The organism is Alicyclobacillus sp. CIJ1, from assembly GCF_057538885.1.
Genome location: NZ_BAAJPH010000117.1, coordinates 34,128 through 53,196, shown reverse-complemented (window position 1 = coordinate 53,196; position 19,069 = coordinate 34,128). Strand labels below are relative to the sequence as shown.

The window sequence follows — 19,069 nt, the reverse complement described above, 5'->3', positions numbered from 1 at the left end:
CAGAAGGTTCACGAAGGGGGCCATGTCCGTGGGAAAGTTGGGCCGCGCGCCGCTTGTCGCTATCTGTACCGCGGCCCTCGCGGCGGCGTACGCCGCCGGCTACGTCATCACGGAGCCCTACGCACACCGCGCGTCACCGGGTTCTCCACCGACATCTCCCCAGCGACACGCGGGTGAAGGAAAACGGGGGACTGCGAGCACGCGGTATCGAGATGGCGTCTATCGAGGGTCCGGTTCGGATCAAATCGGCACCATCGACGTGGAGGTCACCATTGCCGGCGGGCGGATCGCCAAGGTGGTCATCACCCGCTGCGACACGCATTACCCGCAGAGCGACATCGATCCCGCCCTGCCCGACGAGGTGACGAAGGCGCAATCCGCCAACATCCGCTTCGTCTCCGGCGCCACGCTGTCGTCTTTCGCGTTCGCGCTCGCCGTGCAACAGGCCCTTGACGAGGCCAAAAATCCGGGCTCTGCGGGGGGAGACGCATGACCTACGTCCGCCGCGCGTATATGGCCATGGACACGCGCATCGACATGGCCGCGTGGCGGGAGGGCGCGCGCGAGGAGGAGCTGGTGCGGGCGCTCGACGACGCGGTGGGCGTCTTCTACGAGGTGGAGGCAGTGGCGACTCGGTTTCGCACGGACAGCGACGTCGCGCGCATCGCCGCGACGCCCGGGGTGTGGGTGCCCGTGTCGCCGCACGTCTGGTACCCGCTGCAGGTTGCCCTCTGGCTCGCCGAGTGGACCGGCGGCCGCTTCGATCCAGCATGCGGCCATCGCCTAGCTGCGCTCGGCTTTGATCGGGATTATCAAACGGGGAAGCGACTTTCTTGGCCCGAGTGCTCGCCGGATGCGACGTTTCGCGACGTGGAGCTCGACCCGGCGCGCACGGCCGTGCGAACGCGCCGCCCCCTGCTCCTCGATCTCGGCGCCGTGGCGAAGGGCTATGCGGTGGATCTCGCCCTTGCGCGACTTCGCGGCGCCCTTCTCGACGGCGCGCTCGTCAACGCGGGCGGCGATCTCGCCGCGTTTGGCTCCGCACCAGGCGGCGGTCCGTGGGAGGTTGAGGTCCGCCACGAGATCCCGGGCTTTGTGCCGATGGTACTTTCTTTGGCCTCGGGCAGCGTGTGTTCGTCCGGACTGTACGCGCGGCGGAGTCCCCGTGGGGCCTCTCACCTGTGGCATCCGCGCCCCGGACGAGCCCAGGCCCTGGCGGCGACCGTCGTCGCGCCGTACGCCATGATGGCGGACGGCCTCGCCACGGCCTGCATGTTGGTGGAACCGGACGAGCTTGAGCCGCTGTGCGAGGAGGCGGGCGCACAGGCCAAGGTGTGGTACGAGGACGGCACATCCGTGGAGACGAGGGAGTGGAGAATCCATGTGCTCGAGTGACGCGGCGAAGTGGCCGTGGCGGCGCCTGCGCGCGCTTCTGCGCAGGCCAAAGCCGGTCTGCGCTGCGGCGCTCTGGGCGCTTGGTCTTGTGGCGGCCGTGGGCAGCGGATCGCCGCGCGGGCTGCTTCAAATGGCGATGGCCACGGGCGCTGCGGTCCTGTGCGATCTCGCCTTGCGGCGTGCCCGCGGTCTTCGACCCGCGGTGCCGGAAGGGGCGCTCGTCACGGGGGCCATTGTGGGCATGGTGCTGGCTGTGGACAGCCCGCTGTGGCTCGCTCCAGCCACCGCTGCCGTCTCCGTCGCCTCCAAACATGTAATTCGGCTTCGCCGTCGGCACGTCTTCAATCCGGCCGCCGTCGGCCTCCTCCTCTCCGCGGCCGCAGGCGCGAGCGAAAGCTGGTGGGGCGATCTCGGCGGGCTTCCCCCAGCCTATGTCGCGATCCTCGTCGCCTTGATGTACGGGGTCCTTTGGCGCGCCCGCAAGTTTGCGTCGTTCTTTGCGTATATGGCGGCGTTTCTCGCCATCTGCTTCGCCGCCGGCGCGATGCACAGCGCCCTTGGCGCCGACGCGTTTCACAATCCCATCTTCAATTCGACGCTCTTCGCGGCGGGCTTCATGGCGAGCGATCCGCCGACATCACCGTCCCGCCTGTGGGAGCAGGTGGCGTTTGGCGCTGCGGCGGCGAGTATCTCAGCGGCGGTCTATCTCGCCGTGAGTGGGCTATTGTATCCTTTCCTAGGCTTGCTCGCTGCGAACGCCGCCTACGCGGCCGTCCGCGCGCGCCGCCATGTGCTACAATCGGCGCGGAGGGAGGAGAGGCCGTGATCGAACCAGGGTCTAAGCTCGTGATGGTGGGAGATTCCATTACCGACTGCGGCAGGGCGCATCCGGTGGGCGAGTCCCCGCGCGGTGGGCTCGGAAATGGCTACGTCGCGCTTGTGGACGCGCATTTGCAAGCGCTTCACCCCGACTGGCGCATCCGCGTGATGAATGTGGGCACGAGCGGCAACACGGTGGCGGACGTGGCGCAGCGCTGGGAGGGCGAGGTGATGGCGCTTCAGCCGGATTACGTGAGCCTCATGATCGGCGTGAACGACGTGTGGCGCCAGTTTGACATGCCGCTCGTCGTTGAGCGTCACGTCGGGATCGACGAATACCGGGACACGCTGCGACGCCTCGTTGCGACGACGAAGCCGCGCGTGCGCGAGATGTTTCTCCTGAGCCCGTTTTACCTTGAGCCCAATCGCAGCGATCCGATGCGAAAGGCTGTGGACGCGTATATCGAGGCGATGCGCGACGTCGCGGCGAGCGAACGCGTCCCGTTTGTCGACGTGCAGGCCGAGTTCGATCGCCTTCTCGCGCACCTCAGCACCTGGGTGTTGGCGCCAGATCGGGTGCATCCCTATTTGAACGGCCACCTCGTCATCGCGCGCGCGTTTCTCACCGCCGTCGGGGCGCTGTGAGGCCGCGAGGTGCGGATCCGGGCGCGCGGGGTCAATTCGTGGGCAGGCTTTTCGGCAGTTGGTTGCTCATGGGCACCAAGTGCACGTCGCCTGCGGCCAGCACGCTGGAGCCGGACGTGAGTTCGACCTGCCAGCCGGAAGCCGGAATGCTCGTGACCTGCTGCACAACGGCCATGTACGCGGCCTCGCCGTGCGCGTCAGCCTGGAAGGTCCCGAGCCATCGCGACGGGCCTTCCGCGCCTGGCGCCGCGACGAGCACCACGCCGTATTTGCGGTGCGGCGCCAGGTGCACGGCGTCCACCGACACCGTGAGCGTCTGATTCTCTCGGTTGACAACGAGCGTCGCCGACGCGTTGATGGCGTTCTTGGATCGAGGACTGAGCTGTGCCTCTGCGATGATGACCGGCGAACTGCTGGGCGGAGTCGATGGCGGGGGAGCCGCGGGCTTCGCGATATGCGGCGTCCCGCAGCCCACTGCGCATGCGGCCAATAGGACCATCGCGGCCCACGCAAGGATACGCTTCGGCTTCATGTTATCCTCCCTGGGAGATGTGCGCTTACGTGGTTCCAACGCTCTGTTCAGTGATCTTACCGGACGCATGGGCGCCGACGAAACCTGTCGCGTTGGTTGCAGCGAGGCACATTTCCGCACGCTTCTATGATACCCTAGGAGGTACAGGTGGAGAACCGGTGTGGGAGGGCAGGGAGATGAACATGAGGCGTAAAGCGTGGGGTGTCTCTGCGATGATCCTCTTACTGTCGTTCGGCCTCAGCGGTTGTGGGCTTTCCTCACCGCAGCCGGCTTTGGCGCATGCCGGATCGCAAAATCCCGCCGTGACGCGTAACGGGGCTTACGGCACGGCCCATCGTTCCGCGAACGACGTCGCGTCCATGACCGGCGGGCAGGTCCTGGTGCCCGGCGCTTTGGCGCCAGATGTGCTTTTGACCGCGGAGCCGAGCGGTAAGCGCGTGTGGCTGTCCGCCTACCTGGGGAAGAAACCGGTGGTCCTCAACGCTTGGGCGTCGTGGTGTCCGCCGTGTCGGGAAGAGACGCCCCATTTCGTCTCCATGTACCGGACTTACGGGTCTGAAGTCCAGTTTCTCGGGGTCAACCTGACCTCGCTCGACAGCGTCCCGGCCGCCGAGGCGTTCGTCCGCCGCTATCAGATCCCATACCCCGTTCTCTTCGACACGCAGGGAGACTTCGATCGCGCCTACAGCGTGATTGCCGAGCCCATGACCTACGTCATCAGCAAAGCCGGTAAGGTGGTTTCTATCCATGTGGGAGCGCTCTCCGCGTCGGAGCTTCGGGCCGTCGTGGGACAGGCCCTCGCGAGCCGCTGATCTCGGCGCAGGGCGCGGAAGGAACGAGGAGGCGCCATGACACCGAGTGTTTGGATCTCGTTCGTAGCTGGGCTGGTTTCCTTCTTCTCGCCTTGTGTCCTGCCGCTTTACCCATCGTACCTGTCCTATCTGTCCGGCGTATCGCTTCGCCCGGCCGACGAGCAGCTCCTGACTTGGCGCGCCCGCATCCGTGTGGTTTCTCACGCGCTGTTCTTTGTGCTCGGTTTCTCTGTCATCTTCTTCGCGCTTGGCCTATCCGCGAGCGCGTTGGGCCGCGCGTTCATCCAGTATCGGGGCATCCTTCGCGTCGCGGGCGGTTTCCTGATCATCGGCATGGGGCTGGTGTTGGCGAGCGTCCTGAAGCCATCCATGCTGATGCGCGAATGGAAGTTGCGCGGTCACAGCAGAGGTGTGAGCTACCTTGGATCATTTCTCGTCGGCGTGACATTCTCAGCCGGATGGACGCCCTGCATCGGGCCGATTCTGTCCTCCGTGCTCGTACTCACGGCAACGCACGCCGCGCTCGGCCTTCCGCTTATTTCCGCGTACGTCATCGGCTTCTCGATACCGTTTCTCGCCATCGCGGGCGCATTCGCGTCTCTCGGCCGCCTGCGCGGCATGGCTCGCTACAGTGTGTGGATCTCGCGGGTGAGCGGTTATCTGCTTGTCCTCATGGGAATCCTGCTCGTGACGCACGGCATCGAGCGCGTGAGTGGGGCGGCGCAAATGCTAGGGCAGTGGGTTGGAGGGAGATGAGGGCGGGCAAGGGCGTGGTGCCCCTGCCCACATCTCGCCGTTCACCAGGCATATGCCTCCGGCGCGGGACCGCCAGGCCCCGGGAAGATCTCGTCCAGGCGCTTCAGCACTTCGTCGTCGAGCTTGACCTCGAGCGCGCGCAGGTTGGCCTCCAGTTGATCCAGCGTGCGTGGCCCGATGATGGGCGCCGTCACGGCCGGATTGTGCAACAGCCACGCCAAGGCCACCACGTCCTGCGGCTCGCCAATCTCGTCGCACAACTTCTTAAACGCCTCCAGTTTCGGACGCAGCCGCTCAATCTCGTCCTTCGCGCGCGCCGTGCGCTGCCCGGATCCCGTCAGCGCGTTGCGCCCGAGGAGGCCTCCGGCGAGCGGGCTCCACGGGATGACGCCAATGCCGTGCGCCTGCGCGCAAGGCAAGACCTCGAGCTCTGGCTCGCGGCAGAGCAGGTGGTACTTGTGTTGCTCGGAAACGAGTCCGAAGAAATTGCGCGCCTTGGCGGCCGCCTGCGCCACCGCGAGGTGCCATCCCGCGAAGTTGGACGCGCCCACGTAGTCAATCTTCCCCTGATATCGAGCGACCTCAAATGCTTCCCACAGTTCGTCCCACGAGACCGAGAGGTCCACGTGATGCATCTGATACAGCTCGATGTGATCCGTCTGGAGACGCCTGAGCGATCCCTCCAGGTGACGTCGAATCTTGTACGCGGACAGGCCGCGGCCATCGTTCGGGCCGTCGAGCGGGTCCTCCATGGGGTTGTACACTTTCGTGGCCAAAACGACGCGCTCGCGGCGACCGCCGCCCTGCGCGAACCAGCGGCCGATGATCTCCTCGGTCCAGCCGCGATGGCCTGGTCCGCCGTACACGTTAGCCGTGTCAAAGAAGTTGATGCCTGCATCGAGCGCGGCGTCCATGATCCGGAAGGCTTCCTTCTCCTCCGTCTCGGGCCCAAAGTTCATCGTGCCGAGGCAGAGGCGGCTCACTTTGAGGCCGGATCGGCCGAGTGTCGTGTACTGCACTTGAGACCACACTCCTTTGCGGTTGTCCTCACGCTATGATTCATATCACGTTGCGGCAACGCTTTCAAATCGTTTGGGATTTTCGAATCCGGCGCGAAAACTTCCATCGAGCGTGTTTCGAAGCAGGCGTGGAATGCCTTTTTGGCGCGGCATGCGACGGACACGGGGCGAAATTCGTCCAAGGCTTTCGATCCGCCGTTCACCTCTTGCGGCCTTGGATGCACCAACGTACAATAGGCGGTGAGAACGGTCATTCGCACACGTGTTCAGTTTGTGTCGAAAACGCTTTCGATCACGTCGCGGCCCTTTCGCCGCGAGAAAAGGTGTTGTCCGATGACCACCATTTACGATATCGCGCGCCGGGCTGGCGTGTCCGCCACCACGGTGTCCAAGGTGCTGAACGGCTATCCCGACGTGAGCCAAAAGACTCGCGAGAAGGTGCAGCGCATCACGCGCGAATTGGGGTATCAGCCAAACGCGGCGGCTCGCGGCCTCGTCACGCGCCGCTCCATGTCCATCGGCGTGTTCTTTCAAGACGACGCCCGAATGGGTTTTCGGCATCCGTTCCTCCACGATATCGTCGCCAGCTTCCAGGACGTCGTCGGCGAAAGCGGCTACGATCTCCTCTTCTTCTCCCGGACCACACCTCCCCACGCGCCCCAGGGCTTTGAGGCGCGGGCCCGCCATCGCGGCGTGGACGGCCTGTTCCTGCTCGGCATTCCGCGCACGTCGCCAGGCCTTCCTTCGCTTGTCCGCAGTCGCATTCCCGTCGTGTCGGTCGATCTCGACCTGTTCGGCCCGCGGGCAAGCTGGCTGTCTTCCGACAACGTCGGCGGGGCGCGGCTTGCCGTCGAGCACCTCGCTGCCATGGGGCACACCAAGATCGGCTTTGTCGGCGATCGCTACGGAACCAAGCCGGGGCAGGACCGCGCGCTCGGCTATCACATGGCCATGCAGGAGTTGGGACTCACGTTTCGAAGCGAGTGGGTCGCGGAAGGAGATTTCATGGAGGAGTCGGGCGAAGAGGCCATGCACCGGATTCTCGAAGCGCGCGAGTGGCCGACCGCCGTCTTTTTCGCTTCGGATATGATGGCCATCGGCGCGATGAAGGCGCTGCGCCAAAGGGGGCTTGAGCCTGGCCGGGACATCTCGCTCGTCGGCTTTGACGACGTGGCGATTGCCCGGCTTGTGACGCCCGCCCTGACGACCATCCGGCAGAACACGCGCGCCATGGGCGAGGAGGCGGCGCGCGAACTCCTTGACCTCATGCAGAATCCGAATCGCCCTCCGCGCGTCATTACCATTCCCGTGGAATTGGTCTCGCGGGAGAGCGTCGCGCGAATGGGCGGATGAGCCTCACGCCGCTGACGGCTGGCGGCCGGCCTTCGTTCTCGCCTTTCGCCACCGCGCGACCGACGCAGCCAAGATGAGCGCGCTCGGCACCGCGTACACGAGCTTCGCCCAGGCGGTGTGGCTGTCGGATCCCGCCAAAAGGCCGTGCAGCGTCACCGCCGCGAACATCGGGAACGCGAGCAGGTGGATGCGGCGCCACGCCGTGGCGTTCAGCCGCTCTCGAAGGTAGGATGTCAGGACGAGCAGGACCCAGGTGTACAGACTCAAGATGCCGAGCGCGACCGCGGTGGGCCGGTAGGTATCCGCGAACGGGACGAAGAGAGCCGAGATCGAAAACGGGACCGTCTTATCCTCGTATAAACCCCACAGGTGAAAGAACACAAACGGGAGCACGAGCATCGCGGAAAACTGATGCAGTTGCGTTACGAGCTTCCTGAGCTTCAGCTTGTCCCATACGCCGCTCGTCGTGGTGACACCGAGGAACGCCGTGAGCGACAGAAGCAGGTACGCCGTCATCCCCGCGGATCGCGCCATGTACCAGTGGGTCAGGTTGGCGCTCGCGGGGGCCGGATTCGTCAGGGCCGTGAGCGCGTACGACGCGAACACGATCCCGAGGATCACGATCCACGTGTACAAGAACGGCCATCGCTGCGGCTTCGCCATCAATTGCATGGGATCACATCTCCTTTCGTGGTCGCGATGAGAAAGGAACAACAGATGCCCGCCTCGCGCGCGGCACAAAGATATGGCGTGCCCCGCTCCGCCCCGAGGAGCAGCGCGACCTTGGCCAGCACCTCGGCGGTCGTGAGTTCGTCGGCGCAGACGGACACGGACACGACATCGGTGTCGGCCGGCAGCCCGGTGAAGGGATCGATGAGGTGGTGCATCACCCGGCCGGTTGGAGTTTGCCACCGGCGCTTGTAGGTGCCGCTCGTCGCGACGCCGCCTTGCTTCACGTAGAGCGTGCCCACCGGTTCCGCGCCGCCGAACGGATTCGCCACGCGGACCGGCCAGGGCTCAGCGTCGCTCGTCACCAGAACGTCGCCGCCCGCGGACAGCGCGAAATTGCGGAGACCCTGGGCGCGAAGCTCCTCGGCGCAGCGCGCGACGATGAAGCCCTTGGCAATTCCGCCGAGATCCACCTCATAGCCGGGCTGCAGCCGCACGGTGCAGTCTGGTCGGAATTCGATGGGCGGTTTTACGGGCGGCACGCGCCTGGAGGCGAGGACGGGCTCAACGGTGACGTCGAGTCGATCAAAGCTCACGCTGTAGCCGATGCGGCGCATGTCCTCGCCGATAAACGGGTCAAAATAGCCGCGGGTCTGCTCAAACCAGTGCGCCGCGAGCTTCAGAACCTCGTGGAGTTCGGCAGGGATCGTCACCCACCATCCCGCCTGTCGATTGAGGCGCGAGAGATGGCTTGCCGGATCGAACCGAGAGAAGATCCGCTCATAACGCCGAATGGAAGCCTCAAGTTGGCAGGCGAGGCTCGAGAGTTCGGGGCCGGTCAGCCAGTCGTCGACGAACAGCTCGACGTCGGTGCCCATGGCGCGAAACGCAGTGGATTGCATCGCATCACCTCAAGAGGCGGACGTCACAGGGCCCGGAAAGCTCGGCATGGCGCTGCCGCCGCTGCTGGATGAACCGCTGCTGGATGAACCGCTGCTGGATGAGCCGCTGCTGGATGAGCCGCTGCTGGATGAGCCGCTGCTAGATGAGCCGCTGTTGGATGAACCGCTGCTGGATGAACCGCTGCTGGATGAACCGCTGCTGGATGAACCGCTGCTGGATGAACCGCTGCTGGATGAACCGCTGCTGGATGAACCGCTGCCTGTCAGCGCGCTTGTGGCGTGTGCCTTCACGGCTTGTTGCAACGCCGTGAGTGTGCGCTCGTCCACCACGCCGGTGGGCGTCAGCCCTTCCGCGGCCTGGAACGCTTCGACGGCCGCCGCCGTGATGGGGCCATAGGTTCCCGTGATGGCGTAGTTGAAGAAGCCGAGGGTCGAAAGGGCCTGCTGGAGAGCGGCCACCTTGCTGCCCTTGTCACCCTGCTGGAGCACTACGGGATCCGCGGCCGCCGAGGTCCGAATCGTCGTCCGGCCCGTCGCCGAGGTCACATGCGTGCCTCCCGTCTGAGCAGACTGGGTGGATGGCGCCTTGGCCGCAGTGGAGGACGGGCTTTTCGCGATGGCGTGCCATATCGTAAACATGCCGCCAAAGGACACGGCGGGGACGGACCAGGACAGCGCCGTGAGCCAGCGGTGCATCTTTCGCTCGCGCGCCAGCTTGGCAAGCTTCTTGTCATCTGGCGTCATGGTCTAACCTCCTGCTATCTCGTCTTCATCCGCAGTGTTCCATGCCGACCTTGAATTTTCATTGGAGAGGGCGCTGCGCGTGGGAAAGAGCATACTGGGACGAGCGTGGATAGGCACTCGGGCAGAACGAGGTCGCACCGGTGTACAATGGACTTCGTAGAGATATCGGGAGGGAAGGCTCATGGAGGGGCTTGTCGTGATCGAGGTCTGTGCCAACAACCGGCTTCATGGCGGCTGGCTTGGCGAGACGGAGCGGCGCGTGCCGGGTGCGACGGTGCTGGAGACGGATTGCACCAACACCTGCGGCCTCTGCCAGGTACACGCGTTTGCGTACGTGAACGGCAAGCTCGTGCACGACCCGGATCCAGCGAGGTGTGTGGAGAAGATTGAGGACGAGGCTCGCGCGGTGCTTCGGTGGCTCACCTCAGGAGAGGACGAAAAAGGCGCGCCCTAAGGCGCGCCGAATGCTTCTTGGTTATTCGTGATGCCGTGCGCGGCGAAAGACTTGCCAGCGGTTGTGGCGGTACAGGAAACGGCCGAGATCGAGCGCGAGCGCAATCTTGCCGAGCACGTCCAGAATAGGCTTGAACGTCCACCACACCGTGAGCGCGACAAACGCAATCACGCCGAGAAACACAGCCACGACGGCCAACAGCGCAATGAGGACAATGGTCGCCACATGCATGGCCAACACCTCGCTTTCCGTTCGCACCAAGCGAACGAGCTAATCTTATTGTACCGCTTCGAGTGCAAGACACAACCCGCTCACGCAGAGCGATGCGATGGGGGCAGAACCATGGCAACCATTCGAGTGGACAAATGGCTGACCACGGCCGGGTATGGATCGCGCAGCGAAGTCAAAAAGCTTTGCCGCGCCGGCCGCGTTCTCCTGAACGGCGAAACGGTGAAAGACGCTGCGAAGCACGCGGATCCAGCCGTGGACGTGCTCGAGGTGGACGGGGAATGGGTGCCGTACGAGCCGCTCGTCTACTTCATGATGTACAAGCCGCCTGGTTACGTGTCCAGCACGGAAGACCCGCGCGATCCCGTTGTCCTGGAACTGCTGGACGAGGAGGATATCTGGCGGGACGTGTTTCCCGTCGGGCGCCTCGACAAGGACGCCGAAGGGCTTCTCCTGCTCACCAACGACGGCGCGCTGGCCCATCGCCTGCTCGCGCCCCGGCGCCACGTGCCCAAGCGCTACTTCGTCCGCGTGCGGGGCGCGCTTGGGGAAGATGACGCGCGGGCGCTCGCTGAGGGCGTGGTGCTCGACGACGGGTATAAGGCGATGCCCGCCGAGCTTGAGATTCTGCGATCCGGCGCGGAGTCAGAGGCCGTCATCCAGGTATACGAGGGCAAATACCACCAAGTGAAGCGGATGTTCGCCTCGCTTGGCAAGCGCGTGACCTTCCTGAAACGCATCAGCATGGGCCCTTTGTCGCTCGATCCGGCCTTAAAGCCTGGCGACTACCGCCGGCTGACGCAGGAAGAGATCGAGGCGATTCGCGCCTACGACGGAAGAGGCGAAAGATAGGCATCTTTTCGAAGCGAACGCGAGGTTCGCGTGGTACACTTAAAAGAAAACCTGGTGAGGAAAAGCATGCCGGTGGAGGTGCACGAGATGGACGTCGAAGATCAGTTCCGCAAGATGGTGGACTTAGGCATTGGGCTCATCACGTACAGCAGCGAGAAAATTGCCGAGGCAGCTCGGCAATGGGCCGAGGAGAAGCGCATGACGCCCCAACAGACCAAGGAATTCGTGCAAGAGCTGGTGGAGCGCGGAGAGAAGGAGCGCGCGGAATTTCAGAACTCCATCCAGGAGAGCGTACAGCGCACGCTGACGAGGCTCGGCATCCGGGAGGATCAGGAGGCGCTGCGGGCCGAGATCCGGCAGCTTCGGGCGATGATTGAGCGGCTCGACGCGCGCGTGGCGGAACTCGAGTCACGGCTAGGCAATCCTGGTGAGCCGCAGGCGTGAGCGCCGGCGCGTTGGCGCAACCTTTCTTTTCGTCTTTTCGCCGCTTTTCGCCGCAAAGGAGTAGACCATGGTCGGAGGACACATGCTCGGCAGACGGGTGCGCCATCTGTCTCGCTACAAGGACATCGCGCAGATCTTGGTGGCCAATGGCTTCGGCTGGTTCATCGACGAGATAGGGCTCTTCGATCTGCTTTCGCTGCCTCGCCGGCTGTTTTCGGGGCGAGAGGATCGGGAGTCGCTCTCGACCTACGAGCGCGTCCGGGTGGTGCTCGAGAAGCTCGGGCCGACGTTTGTCAAGCTGGGTCAAATCGCCAGCTTGCGCGCGGACGTCTTTCCGCCCGAGCTCATCGAGCAGCTTGCCAAGCTCCAGGACGACGTGCCTCCCGTGGCGTTTGCTGAGGTTCGAAAGATTGTGGAAGATGAGCTCGGCCAGCCACTCGACGAGGTCTTCCGAGCGTTTGACGAGGAGCCGGTCGGTTCGGCGTCCATCGGCCAGGTGCACCGCGCGGAGCTCCAGAATGGCGACGAGGTGGCGGTGAAGGTCCAGCGCCCGGACATTCGGCGGAAAATTGAGATCGATCTCGACATTCTCATGGATCTCGCCCGCCTGGCCGAGCGCCATTTCGAGTGGGCCGCGTACTACGAGTTGACGGGCGTGGTCGAAGAATTCCGGCACACGCTCCTCAACGAGCTGAATTACACGGTTGAGGCGCACAACGCGGATCGCCTCCGGCGCGTCCACGAGGGCGATTCGTACGTGAGGATTCCGGAGATTTACTGGGAGTACACGACGCCCCGCGTGCTCACCATGGAGTACGTGCGGGGGATCAAGCTCCAGCATCGGGACGAGCTCATCGCGAAGGGATACCGAACAGACGAGATCGCCAGGCGCGTGACGCACGCCGTGCTCACGCAGATGTTGGTGCACGGCGTGTTTCACGCGGATCCACATCCGGGCAATCTCGCTGTGCTGCCGGACCACAGCATCCTGTTCATGGACTTCGGCATGGTGGGCCGGCTGTCGGCCGACATGAAGCAGCACCTGGCCGGGCTCGTCATCGCGCTGATGCGCCGGGACACGCGCGCCATTCTCCGCGTGCTCAACCGAATGGGCGTGGTGCCGCACGACATCGATGAACATCGGTTGTACCGCGACGTGGATCACCTGCGCGAAAAGTATTACGAGATTCCGCTCACCCAGATCAGCCTCGGCGAGGCGGTGAGCGAGCTGTTTGCCGTCGCCTACCGTCATCGCGTCCGCATTCCCGCCGATCTCGCCCTCGTCGGCAAGGCGCTCGTGACCGTCGAGGGCGTCGTGGAAGGGCTCGATCCGTCCTTCCGCATCCTCAACATCGCAGAACCGTTCGGCCGTGCACTGCTCAAGGAGCGCGCACGGCCTCGACAGTTCGCCTCGTACCTCGCCCGCGGCGCCGTCGAAGGGCTGGAGTTTCTGAGCGACGTGCCTCGCCACGTCATGGACATTCTGCGCCACTGGCGACAAGGGAAAATTCGCATCGAGCTCGAAATGGCTGAACTGGACGCGCTAACCCGGCAGTTGGTGCGCATTGGGAACCGGCTGTCGTTTAGCATCACGCTGCTCGCATTCAGCATCTTTATGACCGGGCTTCTCATCGCGACGGTGCTGAAGAAATCGCCTGCGAGGCTTTGGTCCTTTCCCACGACCGAAGTCGGCGTGGCCGTCGGCCTGTTTCTGCTCTTTTTGCTGATCCTTTCGATCTGGCGTTCAAACAAATGACCGAGGAGCGATAGGTGGTGCGAGAGATCGAAGTGTTCCAGGTGGATGCGTTCACCGAAGAGCCTTTTTCGGGCAATCCCGCCGGGGTCGTGATCGACGGGGGAGACTTGCCGCGCGATCTGCGCCAGCGCATCGCGCGCGAGATGAACTGCTCGGAGACGGCGTTTGTGGTCCAGTACGAGCGGGATCGGTTCCGGTTCCAGTACCATACGCCGGAGGCGGAGGTGGACCTCTGCGGGCACGCGACCATCGCTGCGCTCCATCTGCTGCGCGAGCGACAAGACATCGTCGGCGACATCGTGGCGGAGACGAGGGCGGGCATCTTGCCCATGCGGATTGACGAGGAGGGGCCGGTCTGGATGCGTCAGGCCGAGCCGAAGTTCCGCGAGGTGCCGGACGATGCCCGCCCGGTTCTGCTCGAGGCACTTGGGCTTCGCGAGGACGATCTCGACGGAGAGCTGCCGTTTGCCCTCGCGTCAACCGGGATTTGGCAGGTGATGGTGCCCGTGAAATCCCGCGACGCCCTGTTCGCCCTGACACCGCACACATTGCGCCTGCGCGACGTGTCGAGGCGGCTTGGAGCCATCTGCGTCCACGTGTACGCGCTCGATCCGGCCCATCCGTCGGCTGTCGCCGTGGCCCGCGATTTCGCGCCTGCGGTCGGTGTCGCGGAAGACCCGCATACGGGCACGGCGGCGGGCGCGCTGGCGTGTCTGCTGGCGGATCGCGGTGTGGTCCAGGCGGGCCAGATGGCGTTCGAACAGGGCGCCAATCTCGGGCGCCCGGGCGTCATCCTGACGCGCGTGGAAGCGGGTCCGCCGATGCGCGTCTGGGTGGGAGGTCACGCGGTCACCGTGCTCCGCGGCGAGATGCGCGTGGCCAAATAAGCGGGGATACTCGCCGCGGAGGGTGGGCCATGCCGCGCCATTCCCGGTTGCCGCGCGGGGCGTCGACGGCCGAGTTTACGTGGTTCCCAACCGCCGCACTTCTCCGCCATACCACCGCCCAATGGCCTGCATGGCCGCCTGCATCACGGGCGCCGGTTTGGGCAGCCCTTCATAGACGCAGACCCTCGCTTCGTCCTCCTCAGCGCGCGCGTCGACGCGCACTTCGCCTGCATGTCCGCTCACCGCGAGGGTGAACGAGCGTATGGGTCGTCCGGGGTGTGAAAACACGAGCCTGACGCCGCCGTCCATGGGCTCGTGCGACAGGCGGCCATCGAACGTCGACGCGATATCCGCGGCCTCTCGCACGGCTTCCACGCAGCGCTTCCATCCTTCCAATGGATCTGTCCGTGTGCCCATGGCTGGCCTCCTCGCCCCTGAAGCGTGATCGAAGGGAATCGCGATGGAACGGGAATATTGTAGACGACACGCGCGGGAAAAGGAGGGGGGTGCAACGATGCAGCGGGGCGTCATTTGCCTGGTGCATCCGAATGGCCGACAAGGGATACTCCGCGTGCACGGGGGAGGGGATTTGCCGTTTGACGCCGCAGATTGTCCCGGACTGGGCCATGTGCGCCCGGGCGATCACGTCGCGTTTGACGTCATCCAGACGCCGGAAGGGCCTGTGGCGTACAACCTGGTCCGAAGGCGTTGAGGGAAAAACGAGTGGTGGCTCGGGACGGAATCGAACCGCCGACACGAGGATTTTCAGTCCTCTGCTCTACCGACTGAGCTACCGAGCCGCATGGTTGCGGGGGCAGGACTCGAACCTGCGACCTTCGGGTTATGAGCCCGACGAGCTGCCGACTGCTCCACCCCGCGCCGCTTTGCCGCGATGGCCTGTTGGAGAAACGGACGCCCAGGCATGGAACATGCCTGGGCACTGGTGACCCCAGGGGGATTCGAACCCCCGTTACCACCGTGAAAGGGTGGTGTCTTAACCACTTGACCATGGGGCCGAGCTGGCTCCCCGAGCAGGATTCGAACCTGCGACCCTCCGGTTAACAGCCGGATGCTCTACCGCTGAGCTATCGAGGAACGGGTGGTGGAGGTAGCCGGATTCGAACCGACGACCCCCTGCTTGCAAGGCAGGTGCTCTCCCAACTGAGCTATACCCCCACAAAGGACGCGCCCCCGGCGGCGCCGAAGGGCGCGTCCTCGCTGCGCCGTGAATGGCTGGGGAAGAAGGATTCGAACCTTCGATCGCGGTACCAAAAACCGCTGCCTTACCACTTGGCTATTCCCCAGCATTTGGGGTGAGTGATGGGATTCGAACCCATGCATGCCGGAACCACAATCCGGTGCGTTAACCCCTTCGCCACACTCACCACACAAGATCAAAGGGAAAGCAAACCCCAACGCCAAAGCGTTGGGCTGGTGGAGGGGGCAGGATTCGAACCTGCGAAGCATTACGCAACGGATTTACAGTCCGCCCCATTTGGCCACTTTGGTACCCCTCCGCGACCTGCGCCGGTGTTCCATCGAGGAAGATGGTCCCGCGCGCACTCAGTACATTACCATGGTCCCGCGCGTGAAGTCAAGTCTTCGCCGTAGATTTTTTGCGTCCGCGGTGGCCAGCGTGACCGGCGGTTTCGTGGTAACATGGTGTGCGGAAACTGTCCCATTCGGGGAAATCCATGGCGATTCCGTCAAGGGAGCGTGTTGGGATGCAGAGAGCCGTCGAGCTCGAAGTGGAAGGGCTCGTCCTTCGCGGGATGGAGCACGTGCCGGACGAGTCAGCGAACCGACCCGTGCCTGCCGCGATTTTGTTTCACGGCTTTACGGGAACTCACATCGAGCCTCATCAGTTGTTCGTCAAACTCAGCCGCGCGCTCGAGGCCGAGGGCGTGGCGGCGTTCCGCCTCGATTTCGCCGGTAGCGGAGACTCCGACGGTGAGTTTCAAGACATGACGGCTTCCTCGGAGATCCGAGACGCGAAGGCCATCTTGGACTGGGTGAGACGAGATCCCCGCATTGACCCGGACCGCGTAAGCCTTATCGGCCTCAGCATGGGGGGCTACGTCGCGTCCATCGTGGCTGGAGACGAGCCGGACAAAGTGGATAAGCTCGTGCTGCTTGCGCCGGCGGGCAACATGGCCGATATCGCAGAGAAGCAGGCAGAGGCGCTCGGCGCTGCAGCCGACGCGGACGTCGTGGATCTCGGCGGGAATCTCGTGGGCCGTCGACTGTACGAAGATCTCAAACAAATCGACGCGTTTGAGCGAGCCAAGCCGTTTCGCGGCAAGGTGCTCATCATCCACGGGATGGAGGATCAGGCCGTCCCGTACGAGGTGTCCCTAAAGTACCAGAACGAAGTCTACGGCGAGCGCGCGCGGCTTCATCTCATTGAAGAGGCGGATCACACGTTCAACAACCGGCACTGGGAGGCCGAGGTCATTCGGGAAACCGTGCGGTTTTTGACGGACGTGGACCGGTCGCAATGACCGCGCGCCCACGGGAGGTGGAGGGTTGAAGCGGCTTTTTATCCTCGGCGCCGGTTCGATGGCCGAGTCGTTTATCAAAGGGATCGTGGAAGAGGGCGTGATCGATCCGCGGGACATCTTCGTCTGCAACCGATCGCGCCGCGAGCGATTATTGGAATTGAGCGAATGGTATGGCATCACGCCCGCCGACTCGATGGCGCGGGCGGCGGACGCGGACCTCGTCATTCTCGCGGTGAAGCCGTACGACATGATGGAGGTTTTAAAGCAACTGCGGCCTTATCTGTCGGATCAGGTGCTCTTGTCGTTTGCCGCAGGCATTCCCATTGAAGCCATGCAGCGCGCGACGGGAGGGCATCCGTACATCATCCGCACCATGCCGAACGTGCCGGTGGCGGTTGGCATGGGCGCCATCGCGCTGTCGGCGCCTTCGACGGTGCCGCGGGACAAGCTTCGCCGCGTCTTCGAGATGCTGGCCGGCCTCGGGCAGGTGGTGGAGATTGAGGAGGGACTGATGGACGCGGCCACCGCGTTTTCCGGCAGCGGGCCAGGGTTCATCAGCTACCTTCTCGAGGCGATGGAACAGGCGGCCGTGGAACTCGGCTTCGCCCCGGAGCTCGCGCGAAAGCTTCTGGTGCAGACGGTCATCGGTACGGCGCACGTTCTGCGCGAGTGGGATCTGAGCCCGAGCGAATTGCGCCGCCGCGTGACGTCGCCGAACGGCACCACCCACGCCGGCGTCGAGGTGATGCAGTCGCGCGGGGTGTATGAAGCCATCGTCGAGGCGGTGAGGCGGGCGGCCGTCCGCGCGGAGGAGATGGGGCGCGAGTACACGCGCGAGGGCTGAGGCTTGTCCCCAGGCCCTCTGACGCTTCAGTTTGGCCGATGCTCGGTGATGCCTGTGACGAGATCGAGCGCGTGGCGGAGAATGGGCGCAATCACTTGGAACCCCTCCTCCACGGCGCGGGGGCTGCCCGGGAAGTTGACGATGAGCGTCTGGCCGCGGATGCCAGCCGTCTGGCGGGAGAGCATGGCGTGCGGCTTGTTGGGCCAGGCGGAGGCGCGCATCGCCTCGCCGATGCCCGGGATCTCCCGCTCGATCACGTCCCGCGTCGCCTCCGGCGTCACGTCGCGCGGGCCGAGGCCCGTCCCGCCTGTGGTGGCGACGAGATGCACGCCTTCGAGCGCGAGCGCGCGCAGGCGCGCGGCGATGCGGGCGCGATCGTCCGGCACCACGACGGCGTGGCGCACGTCAAACCCCGCCTCGCGGAGCAACGATGCGAGGAGCGGCCCGCTCTCGTCTTGGCGCTCGCCTCGACTCGCGGAGTCGCTCACGGTGATCACGGCGGCCGTGCGCATGGTGTCCATGTTTTACCTCCTCTGTGCAGTGGAATCCATACGCTTCCATGTTGAGCCTCTCCTCTCACTGTGACACAATAACCGTGGAGGTGGCAAACGTGGCACTGCACACGGAATGGGTTCGATACGGCGAAAACGGGAAGTATTTGGGGTATTTGGCCCATCACGACAGGTTGTCGGATGGACAACCGGCCGTCATCGTGCTTCAGGAGATCTGGGGCGTGGACGACCACATCCGGGACGTCGTGGAGCGGTTTGCCCGGGCAGGGTACGTGGCGCTCGCGCCGGATCTGTACGCGGAAGGCGGGAAGCGCAAGCCGGGACTTGAGCCGGAGGCCATCGAGGCGGTGAAGCGGTTTCTGGATTCGGTACCGCCTCAGGCGTGGCACGACGCGTCCGAGCGAGAGCGCGCCCTGGAGACGCTGCCCGAGCCGGAGCGGACGACGGTTCGCCACACGTTTGGACAGCTGTTCGGCGGTTTGAATCTGGACGCGTACAACGACCATCTGCTGGCTGCCGCGAGCTTTTTGCGGGACACGTACCCCATGACGAAGGGGCAACCGGTGGTCTCCGTTGGGTTCTGCATGGGCGGCGGCCTGTCCGCGAGGCTGGCGACGCTCGATGCGAAGCTCGCGGGCGCGGTCATTTTTTACGGGCAGGCTCCGAGCGCGGACCGCATTCCTAACATCCAGTGCCCGGTGCGCGGCTTCTACGCATCGCTCGATCCGCGCATCACGGACGCGGTTCCGGCGTTTGCCGAAGAGATGAAAAAGGCGGGGAAGGACTTTCAGTACCGCGTGTACGAAGGCGCGCATCATGCGTTCTTCAACGACACGCGGGCGTCTTACCATCCGCGGGCGGCGCGGTCGGCCTTCGCGGAAGTCCTCACGTTCTTCAACCAGGTGACTGGGGGCGTATGAATTCGCCGCGCGTAGGAGCGCGGAA

General features: G+C 64.5%; 25 protein-coding genes and 8 tRNA genes. 17 read left to right on the top strand and 16 right to left on the bottom strand.

Going from position 1 to position 19,069, the window contains the following annotated elements; genetic code table 11:
- Positions 1 to 22 precede the first annotated feature (22 nt).
- Genes AC27E8_RS09170 through AC27E8_RS09155 form a run of 4 tightly spaced genes read left to right on the top strand, consistent with a single transcriptional unit; the run spans position 23 to position 2,859 of the window.
- Positions 23 to 493 (top strand): FMN-binding protein, encoded by a 471-nt coding sequence (locus AC27E8_RS09170; RefSeq protein ID WP_487099230.1) that lies wholly within the window; start codon positions 23 to 25, stop codon positions 491 to 493.
- Positions 490 to 1,395 (top strand): FAD:protein FMN transferase, encoded by a 906-nt coding sequence (locus AC27E8_RS09165; protein ID WP_487099231.1) that lies wholly within the window; start codon positions 490 to 492, stop codon positions 1,393 to 1,395. The genes AC27E8_RS09170 and AC27E8_RS09165 overlap by 4 nt, the downstream gene beginning before the upstream one ends.
- Positions 1,382 to 2,221 (top strand): RnfABCDGE type electron transport complex subunit D, encoded by an 840-nt coding sequence (locus AC27E8_RS09160; protein WP_487099232.1) that lies wholly within the window; start codon positions 1,382 to 1,384, stop codon positions 2,219 to 2,221. The genes AC27E8_RS09165 and AC27E8_RS09160 overlap by 14 nt, the downstream gene beginning before the upstream one ends.
- Complete coding sequence (locus AC27E8_RS09155; RefSeq protein ID WP_487099233.1) at positions 2,218 to 2,859, top strand: SGNH/GDSL hydrolase family protein; 642 nt, start codon at positions 2,218 to 2,220, stop codon at positions 2,857 to 2,859. Before AC27E8_RS09160 ends, AC27E8_RS09155 begins: the two co-directional genes overlap by 4 nt.
- A gap of 31 nt (positions 2,860 to 2,890) precedes the next feature.
- Here AC27E8_RS09155 and AC27E8_RS09150 read toward each other — a convergent pair whose 3' ends face one another.
- Complete coding sequence (locus AC27E8_RS09150) at positions 2,891 to 3,391, bottom strand: hypothetical protein (protein WP_487099234.1); 501 nt, start codon at positions 3,389 to 3,391, stop codon at positions 2,891 to 2,893.
- A 176-nt stretch (positions 3,392 to 3,567) separates the two neighbouring features.
- On the opposite strand from AC27E8_RS09150, the gene AC27E8_RS09145 reads away from it, so the two are divergent.
- Positions 3,568 to 4,203, top strand: coding sequence for a TlpA family protein disulfide reductase (locus AC27E8_RS09145; protein WP_487099235.1), 636 nt, complete (start codon positions 3,568 to 3,570; stop codon positions 4,201 to 4,203).
- A gap of 36 nt (positions 4,204 to 4,239) precedes the next feature.
- Entirely contained in the window at positions 4,240 to 4,959 is a 720-nt protein-coding gene (locus AC27E8_RS09140) for a cytochrome c biogenesis CcdA family protein (protein ID WP_487099236.1), read from the top strand.
- Between the two features lie 41 nt (positions 4,960 to 5,000).
- Here AC27E8_RS09140 and AC27E8_RS09135 read toward each other — a convergent pair whose 3' ends face one another.
- Positions 5,001 to 5,978, bottom strand: a complete 978-nt coding sequence (locus tag AC27E8_RS09135) for an aldo/keto reductase (protein WP_041695483.1) — start codon at positions 5,976 to 5,978, stop codon at positions 5,001 to 5,003.
- Between the two features lie 333 nt (positions 5,979 to 6,311).
- Here AC27E8_RS09135 and AC27E8_RS09130 point away from each other — a divergent pair, with 333 nt between their 5' ends.
- Complete coding sequence (locus tag AC27E8_RS09130) at positions 6,312 to 7,331, top strand: LacI family DNA-binding transcriptional regulator (protein WP_041695482.1); 1,020 nt, start codon at positions 6,312 to 6,314, stop codon at positions 7,329 to 7,331.
- Between the two features lie 3 nt (positions 7,332 to 7,334).
- Here the strand turns inward: AC27E8_RS09130 and AC27E8_RS09125 are convergent, their stop codons facing one another.
- The 3 genes from AC27E8_RS09125 to AC27E8_RS09115 are packed head-to-tail and all read right to left on the bottom strand — an operon-like array spanning position 7,335 to position 9,541.
- The gene (locus AC27E8_RS09125; RefSeq protein WP_487099237.1) at positions 7,335 to 8,003 is read right to left on the bottom strand and encodes a ferric reductase-like transmembrane domain-containing protein; all 669 of its coding nucleotides are present in this window, start codon (positions 8,001 to 8,003) and stop codon (positions 7,335 to 7,337) included.
- Positions 7,994 to 8,902: an FAD:protein FMN transferase gene (locus AC27E8_RS09120; protein ID WP_487099238.1), complete on the bottom strand. Its 909-nt coding sequence runs from the start codon at positions 8,900 to 8,902 to the stop codon at positions 7,994 to 7,996. Before AC27E8_RS09120 ends, AC27E8_RS09125 begins: the two co-directional genes overlap by 10 nt.
- A 9-nt stretch (positions 8,903 to 8,911) precedes the next feature.
- Positions 8,912 to 9,541, bottom strand: a complete 630-nt coding sequence (locus tag AC27E8_RS09115; RefSeq protein WP_487099289.1) for a peptidoglycan-binding domain-containing protein — start codon at positions 9,539 to 9,541, stop codon at positions 8,912 to 8,914.
- On the opposite strand from AC27E8_RS09115, the gene AC27E8_RS09110 reads away from it, so the two are divergent.
- Both AC27E8_RS09110 and AC27E8_RS09105 read left to right on the top strand, forming a co-directional pair.
- Positions 9,489 to 9,653 (top strand): hypothetical protein, encoded by a 165-nt coding sequence (locus tag AC27E8_RS09110; protein WP_487099293.1) that lies wholly within the window; start codon positions 9,489 to 9,491, stop codon positions 9,651 to 9,653. The genes AC27E8_RS09115 and AC27E8_RS09110 overlap by 53 nt on opposite strands.
- A gap of 174 nt (positions 9,654 to 9,827) precedes the next feature.
- The gene (locus tag AC27E8_RS09105) at positions 9,828 to 10,100 is read left to right on the top strand and encodes a YuzB family protein (RefSeq protein ID WP_014465600.1); all 273 of its coding nucleotides are present in this window, start codon (positions 9,828 to 9,830) and stop codon (positions 10,098 to 10,100) included.
- 21 nt (positions 10,101 to 10,121) lie between these two features.
- On the opposite strand, the gene AC27E8_RS09100 is transcribed toward AC27E8_RS09105, so the two are convergent.
- Positions 10,122 to 10,331: a hypothetical protein gene (locus tag AC27E8_RS09100; RefSeq protein WP_041695935.1), complete on the bottom strand. Its 210-nt coding sequence runs from the start codon at positions 10,329 to 10,331 to the stop codon at positions 10,122 to 10,124.
- A 111-nt stretch (positions 10,332 to 10,442) separates the two neighbouring features.
- Here AC27E8_RS09100 and AC27E8_RS09095 point away from each other — a divergent pair, with 111 nt between their 5' ends.
- The 4 genes from AC27E8_RS09095 (at position 10,443) to AC27E8_RS09080 (ending at position 14,267) form a co-directional block, all read left to right on the top strand.
- Positions 10,443 to 11,180 (top strand): pseudouridine synthase, encoded by a 738-nt coding sequence (locus AC27E8_RS09095; RefSeq protein ID WP_487099239.1) that lies wholly within the window; start codon positions 10,443 to 10,445, stop codon positions 11,178 to 11,180.
- Between the two features lie 66 nt (positions 11,181 to 11,246).
- Positions 11,247 to 11,624, top strand: coding sequence for a phasin family protein (locus AC27E8_RS09090; RefSeq protein WP_487099240.1), 378 nt, complete (start codon positions 11,247 to 11,249; stop codon positions 11,622 to 11,624).
- 67 nt (positions 11,625 to 11,691) lie between these two features.
- The gene (locus tag AC27E8_RS09085) at positions 11,692 to 13,380 is read left to right on the top strand and encodes an ABC1 kinase family protein (protein ID WP_487099241.1); all 1,689 of its coding nucleotides are present in this window, start codon (positions 11,692 to 11,694) and stop codon (positions 13,378 to 13,380) included.
- 17 nt (positions 13,381 to 13,397) lie between these two features.
- Entirely contained in the window at positions 13,398 to 14,267 is an 870-nt protein-coding gene (locus AC27E8_RS09080) for a PhzF family phenazine biosynthesis protein (RefSeq protein WP_487099242.1), read from the top strand.
- Between the two features lie 75 nt (positions 14,268 to 14,342).
- Here AC27E8_RS09080 and AC27E8_RS09075 read toward each other — a convergent pair whose 3' ends face one another.
- The gene (locus AC27E8_RS09075; protein WP_487099243.1) at positions 14,343 to 14,684 is read right to left on the bottom strand and encodes a hypothetical protein; all 342 of its coding nucleotides are present in this window, start codon (positions 14,682 to 14,684) and stop codon (positions 14,343 to 14,345) included.
- A gap of 97 nt (positions 14,685 to 14,781) precedes the next feature.
- Here AC27E8_RS09075 and AC27E8_RS09070 point away from each other — a divergent pair, with 97 nt between their 5' ends.
- The gene (locus AC27E8_RS09070) at positions 14,782 to 14,979 is read left to right on the top strand and encodes a hypothetical protein (protein WP_487099244.1); all 198 of its coding nucleotides are present in this window, start codon (positions 14,782 to 14,784) and stop codon (positions 14,977 to 14,979) included.
- Positions 14,980 to 14,991: 12 nt separating this feature from the next.
- Here AC27E8_RS09070 and AC27E8_RS09065 read toward each other — a convergent pair.
- From AC27E8_RS09065 to AC27E8_RS09030, 8 genes are all read right to left on the bottom strand, one after another.
- Positions 14,992 to 15,067, bottom strand: a tRNA-Phe gene (locus tag AC27E8_RS09065).
- Between the two features lie 3 nt (positions 15,068 to 15,070).
- Positions 15,071 to 15,146: transfer RNA gene (locus AC27E8_RS09060), tRNA-Met, on the bottom strand.
- A 62-nt stretch (positions 15,147 to 15,208) separates the two neighbouring features.
- Positions 15,209 to 15,283: transfer RNA gene (locus AC27E8_RS09055), tRNA-Glu, on the bottom strand.
- A gap of 4 nt (positions 15,284 to 15,287) precedes the next feature.
- A tRNA-Asn gene (locus AC27E8_RS09050) sits at positions 15,288 to 15,362 on the bottom strand.
- A 5-nt stretch (positions 15,363 to 15,367) separates the two neighbouring features.
- A tRNA-Ala gene (locus AC27E8_RS09045) sits at positions 15,368 to 15,443 on the bottom strand.
- A gap of 54 nt (positions 15,444 to 15,497) precedes the next feature.
- Positions 15,498 to 15,571: transfer RNA gene (locus AC27E8_RS09040), tRNA-Gln, on the bottom strand.
- 5 nt (positions 15,572 to 15,576) lie between these two features.
- Positions 15,577 to 15,652, bottom strand: a tRNA-His gene (locus AC27E8_RS09035).
- A 47-nt stretch (positions 15,653 to 15,699) separates the two neighbouring features.
- Positions 15,700 to 15,784, bottom strand: a tRNA-Tyr gene (locus AC27E8_RS09030).
- 207 nt (positions 15,785 to 15,991) lie between these two features.
- Here AC27E8_RS09030 and AC27E8_RS09025 point away from each other — a divergent pair.
- Together AC27E8_RS09025 and proC are read left to right on the top strand one after the other, a co-directional pair.
- Positions 15,992 to 16,768 carry an alpha/beta hydrolase family protein gene (locus tag AC27E8_RS09025; protein ID WP_487099245.1) on the top strand — a complete coding sequence of 259 codons (777 nt, stop codon included), beginning with the start codon at positions 15,992 to 15,994 and terminating at the stop codon, positions 16,766 to 16,768.
- A gap of 25 nt (positions 16,769 to 16,793) precedes the next feature.
- Entirely contained in the window at positions 16,794 to 17,612 is an 819-nt protein-coding gene (gene proC, locus AC27E8_RS09020) for a pyrroline-5-carboxylate reductase (protein ID WP_487099246.1), read from the top strand.
- 26 nt (positions 17,613 to 17,638) lie between these two features.
- Here the strand turns inward: proC and AC27E8_RS09015 are convergent, their stop codons facing one another.
- On the bottom strand, positions 17,639 to 18,133 hold the full coding sequence (locus AC27E8_RS09015) for a MogA/MoaB family molybdenum cofactor biosynthesis protein (RefSeq protein WP_487099247.1): 495 nt from the start codon (positions 18,131 to 18,133) through the stop codon (positions 17,639 to 17,641).
- An 89-nt stretch (positions 18,134 to 18,222) separates the two neighbouring features.
- Here AC27E8_RS09015 and AC27E8_RS09010 point away from each other — a divergent pair, with 89 nt between their 5' ends.
- Positions 18,223 to 19,044: a dienelactone hydrolase family protein gene (locus tag AC27E8_RS09010; protein WP_487099248.1), complete on the top strand. Its 822-nt coding sequence runs from the start codon at positions 18,223 to 18,225 to the stop codon at positions 19,042 to 19,044.
- Positions 19,045 to 19,069: the final 25 nt, after the last annotated feature.

Bases quoted from the DNA above. Each gene is read 5' to 3' on its own strand.
- AC27E8_RS09170 (WP_487099230.1), top strand. From the start codon at position 23: ATGTCCGTGGGAAAGTTGGGCCGCGCGCCGCTTGTCGCTATCTGTACC.
- AC27E8_RS09165 (WP_487099231.1), top strand. From the start codon at position 490: ATGACCTACGTCCGCCGCGCGTATATGGCCATGGACACGCGCATCGAC.
- AC27E8_RS09160 (WP_487099232.1), top strand. From the start codon at position 1,382: ATGTGCTCGAGTGACGCGGCGAAGTGGCCGTGGCGGCGCCTGCGCGCG.
- AC27E8_RS09150 (WP_487099234.1), bottom strand. From the start codon at position 3,391: ATGAAGCCGAAGCGTATCCTTGCGTGGGCCGCGATGGTCCTATTGGCC.
- AC27E8_RS09145 (WP_487099235.1), top strand. From the start codon at position 3,568: ATGAACATGAGGCGTAAAGCGTGGGGTGTCTCTGCGATGATCCTCTTA.
- AC27E8_RS09140 (WP_487099236.1), top strand. From the start codon at position 4,240: ATGACACCGAGTGTTTGGATCTCGTTCGTAGCTGGGCTGGTTTCCTTC.
- AC27E8_RS09130 (WP_041695482.1), top strand. From the start codon at position 6,312: ATGACCACCATTTACGATATCGCGCGCCGGGCTGGCGTGTCCGCCACC.
- AC27E8_RS09125 (WP_487099237.1), bottom strand. From the start codon at position 8,003: ATGCAATTGATGGCGAAGCCGCAGCGATGGCCGTTCTTGTACACGTGG.
- AC27E8_RS09120 (WP_487099238.1), bottom strand. From the start codon at position 8,902: ATGCAATCCACTGCGTTTCGCGCCATGGGCACCGACGTCGAGCTGTTC.
- AC27E8_RS09115 (WP_487099289.1), bottom strand. From the start codon at position 9,541: ATGTTTACGATATGGCACGCCATCGCGAAAAGCCCGTCCTCCACTGCG.
- AC27E8_RS09105 (WP_014465600.1), top strand. From the start codon at position 9,828: ATGGAGGGGCTTGTCGTGATCGAGGTCTGTGCCAACAACCGGCTTCAT.
- AC27E8_RS09100 (WP_041695935.1), bottom strand. From the start codon at position 10,331: ATGCATGTGGCGACCATTGTCCTCATTGCGCTGTTGGCCGTCGTGGCT.
- AC27E8_RS09095 (WP_487099239.1), top strand. From the start codon at position 10,443: ATGGCAACCATTCGAGTGGACAAATGGCTGACCACGGCCGGGTATGGA.
- AC27E8_RS09090 (WP_487099240.1), top strand. From the start codon at position 11,247: ATGCCGGTGGAGGTGCACGAGATGGACGTCGAAGATCAGTTCCGCAAG.
- AC27E8_RS09085 (WP_487099241.1), top strand. From the start codon at position 11,692: ATGGTCGGAGGACACATGCTCGGCAGACGGGTGCGCCATCTGTCTCGC.
- AC27E8_RS09075 (WP_487099243.1), bottom strand. From the start codon at position 14,684: ATGGGCACACGGACAGATCCATTGGAAGGATGGAAGCGCTGCGTGGAA.
- AC27E8_RS09070 (WP_487099244.1), top strand. From the start codon at position 14,782: ATGCAGCGGGGCGTCATTTGCCTGGTGCATCCGAATGGCCGACAAGGG.
- AC27E8_RS09025 (WP_487099245.1), top strand. From the start codon at position 15,992: ATGCAGAGAGCCGTCGAGCTCGAAGTGGAAGGGCTCGTCCTTCGCGGG.
- AC27E8_RS09015 (WP_487099247.1), bottom strand. From the start codon at position 18,133: ATGGACACCATGCGCACGGCCGCCGTGATCACCGTGAGCGACTCCGCG.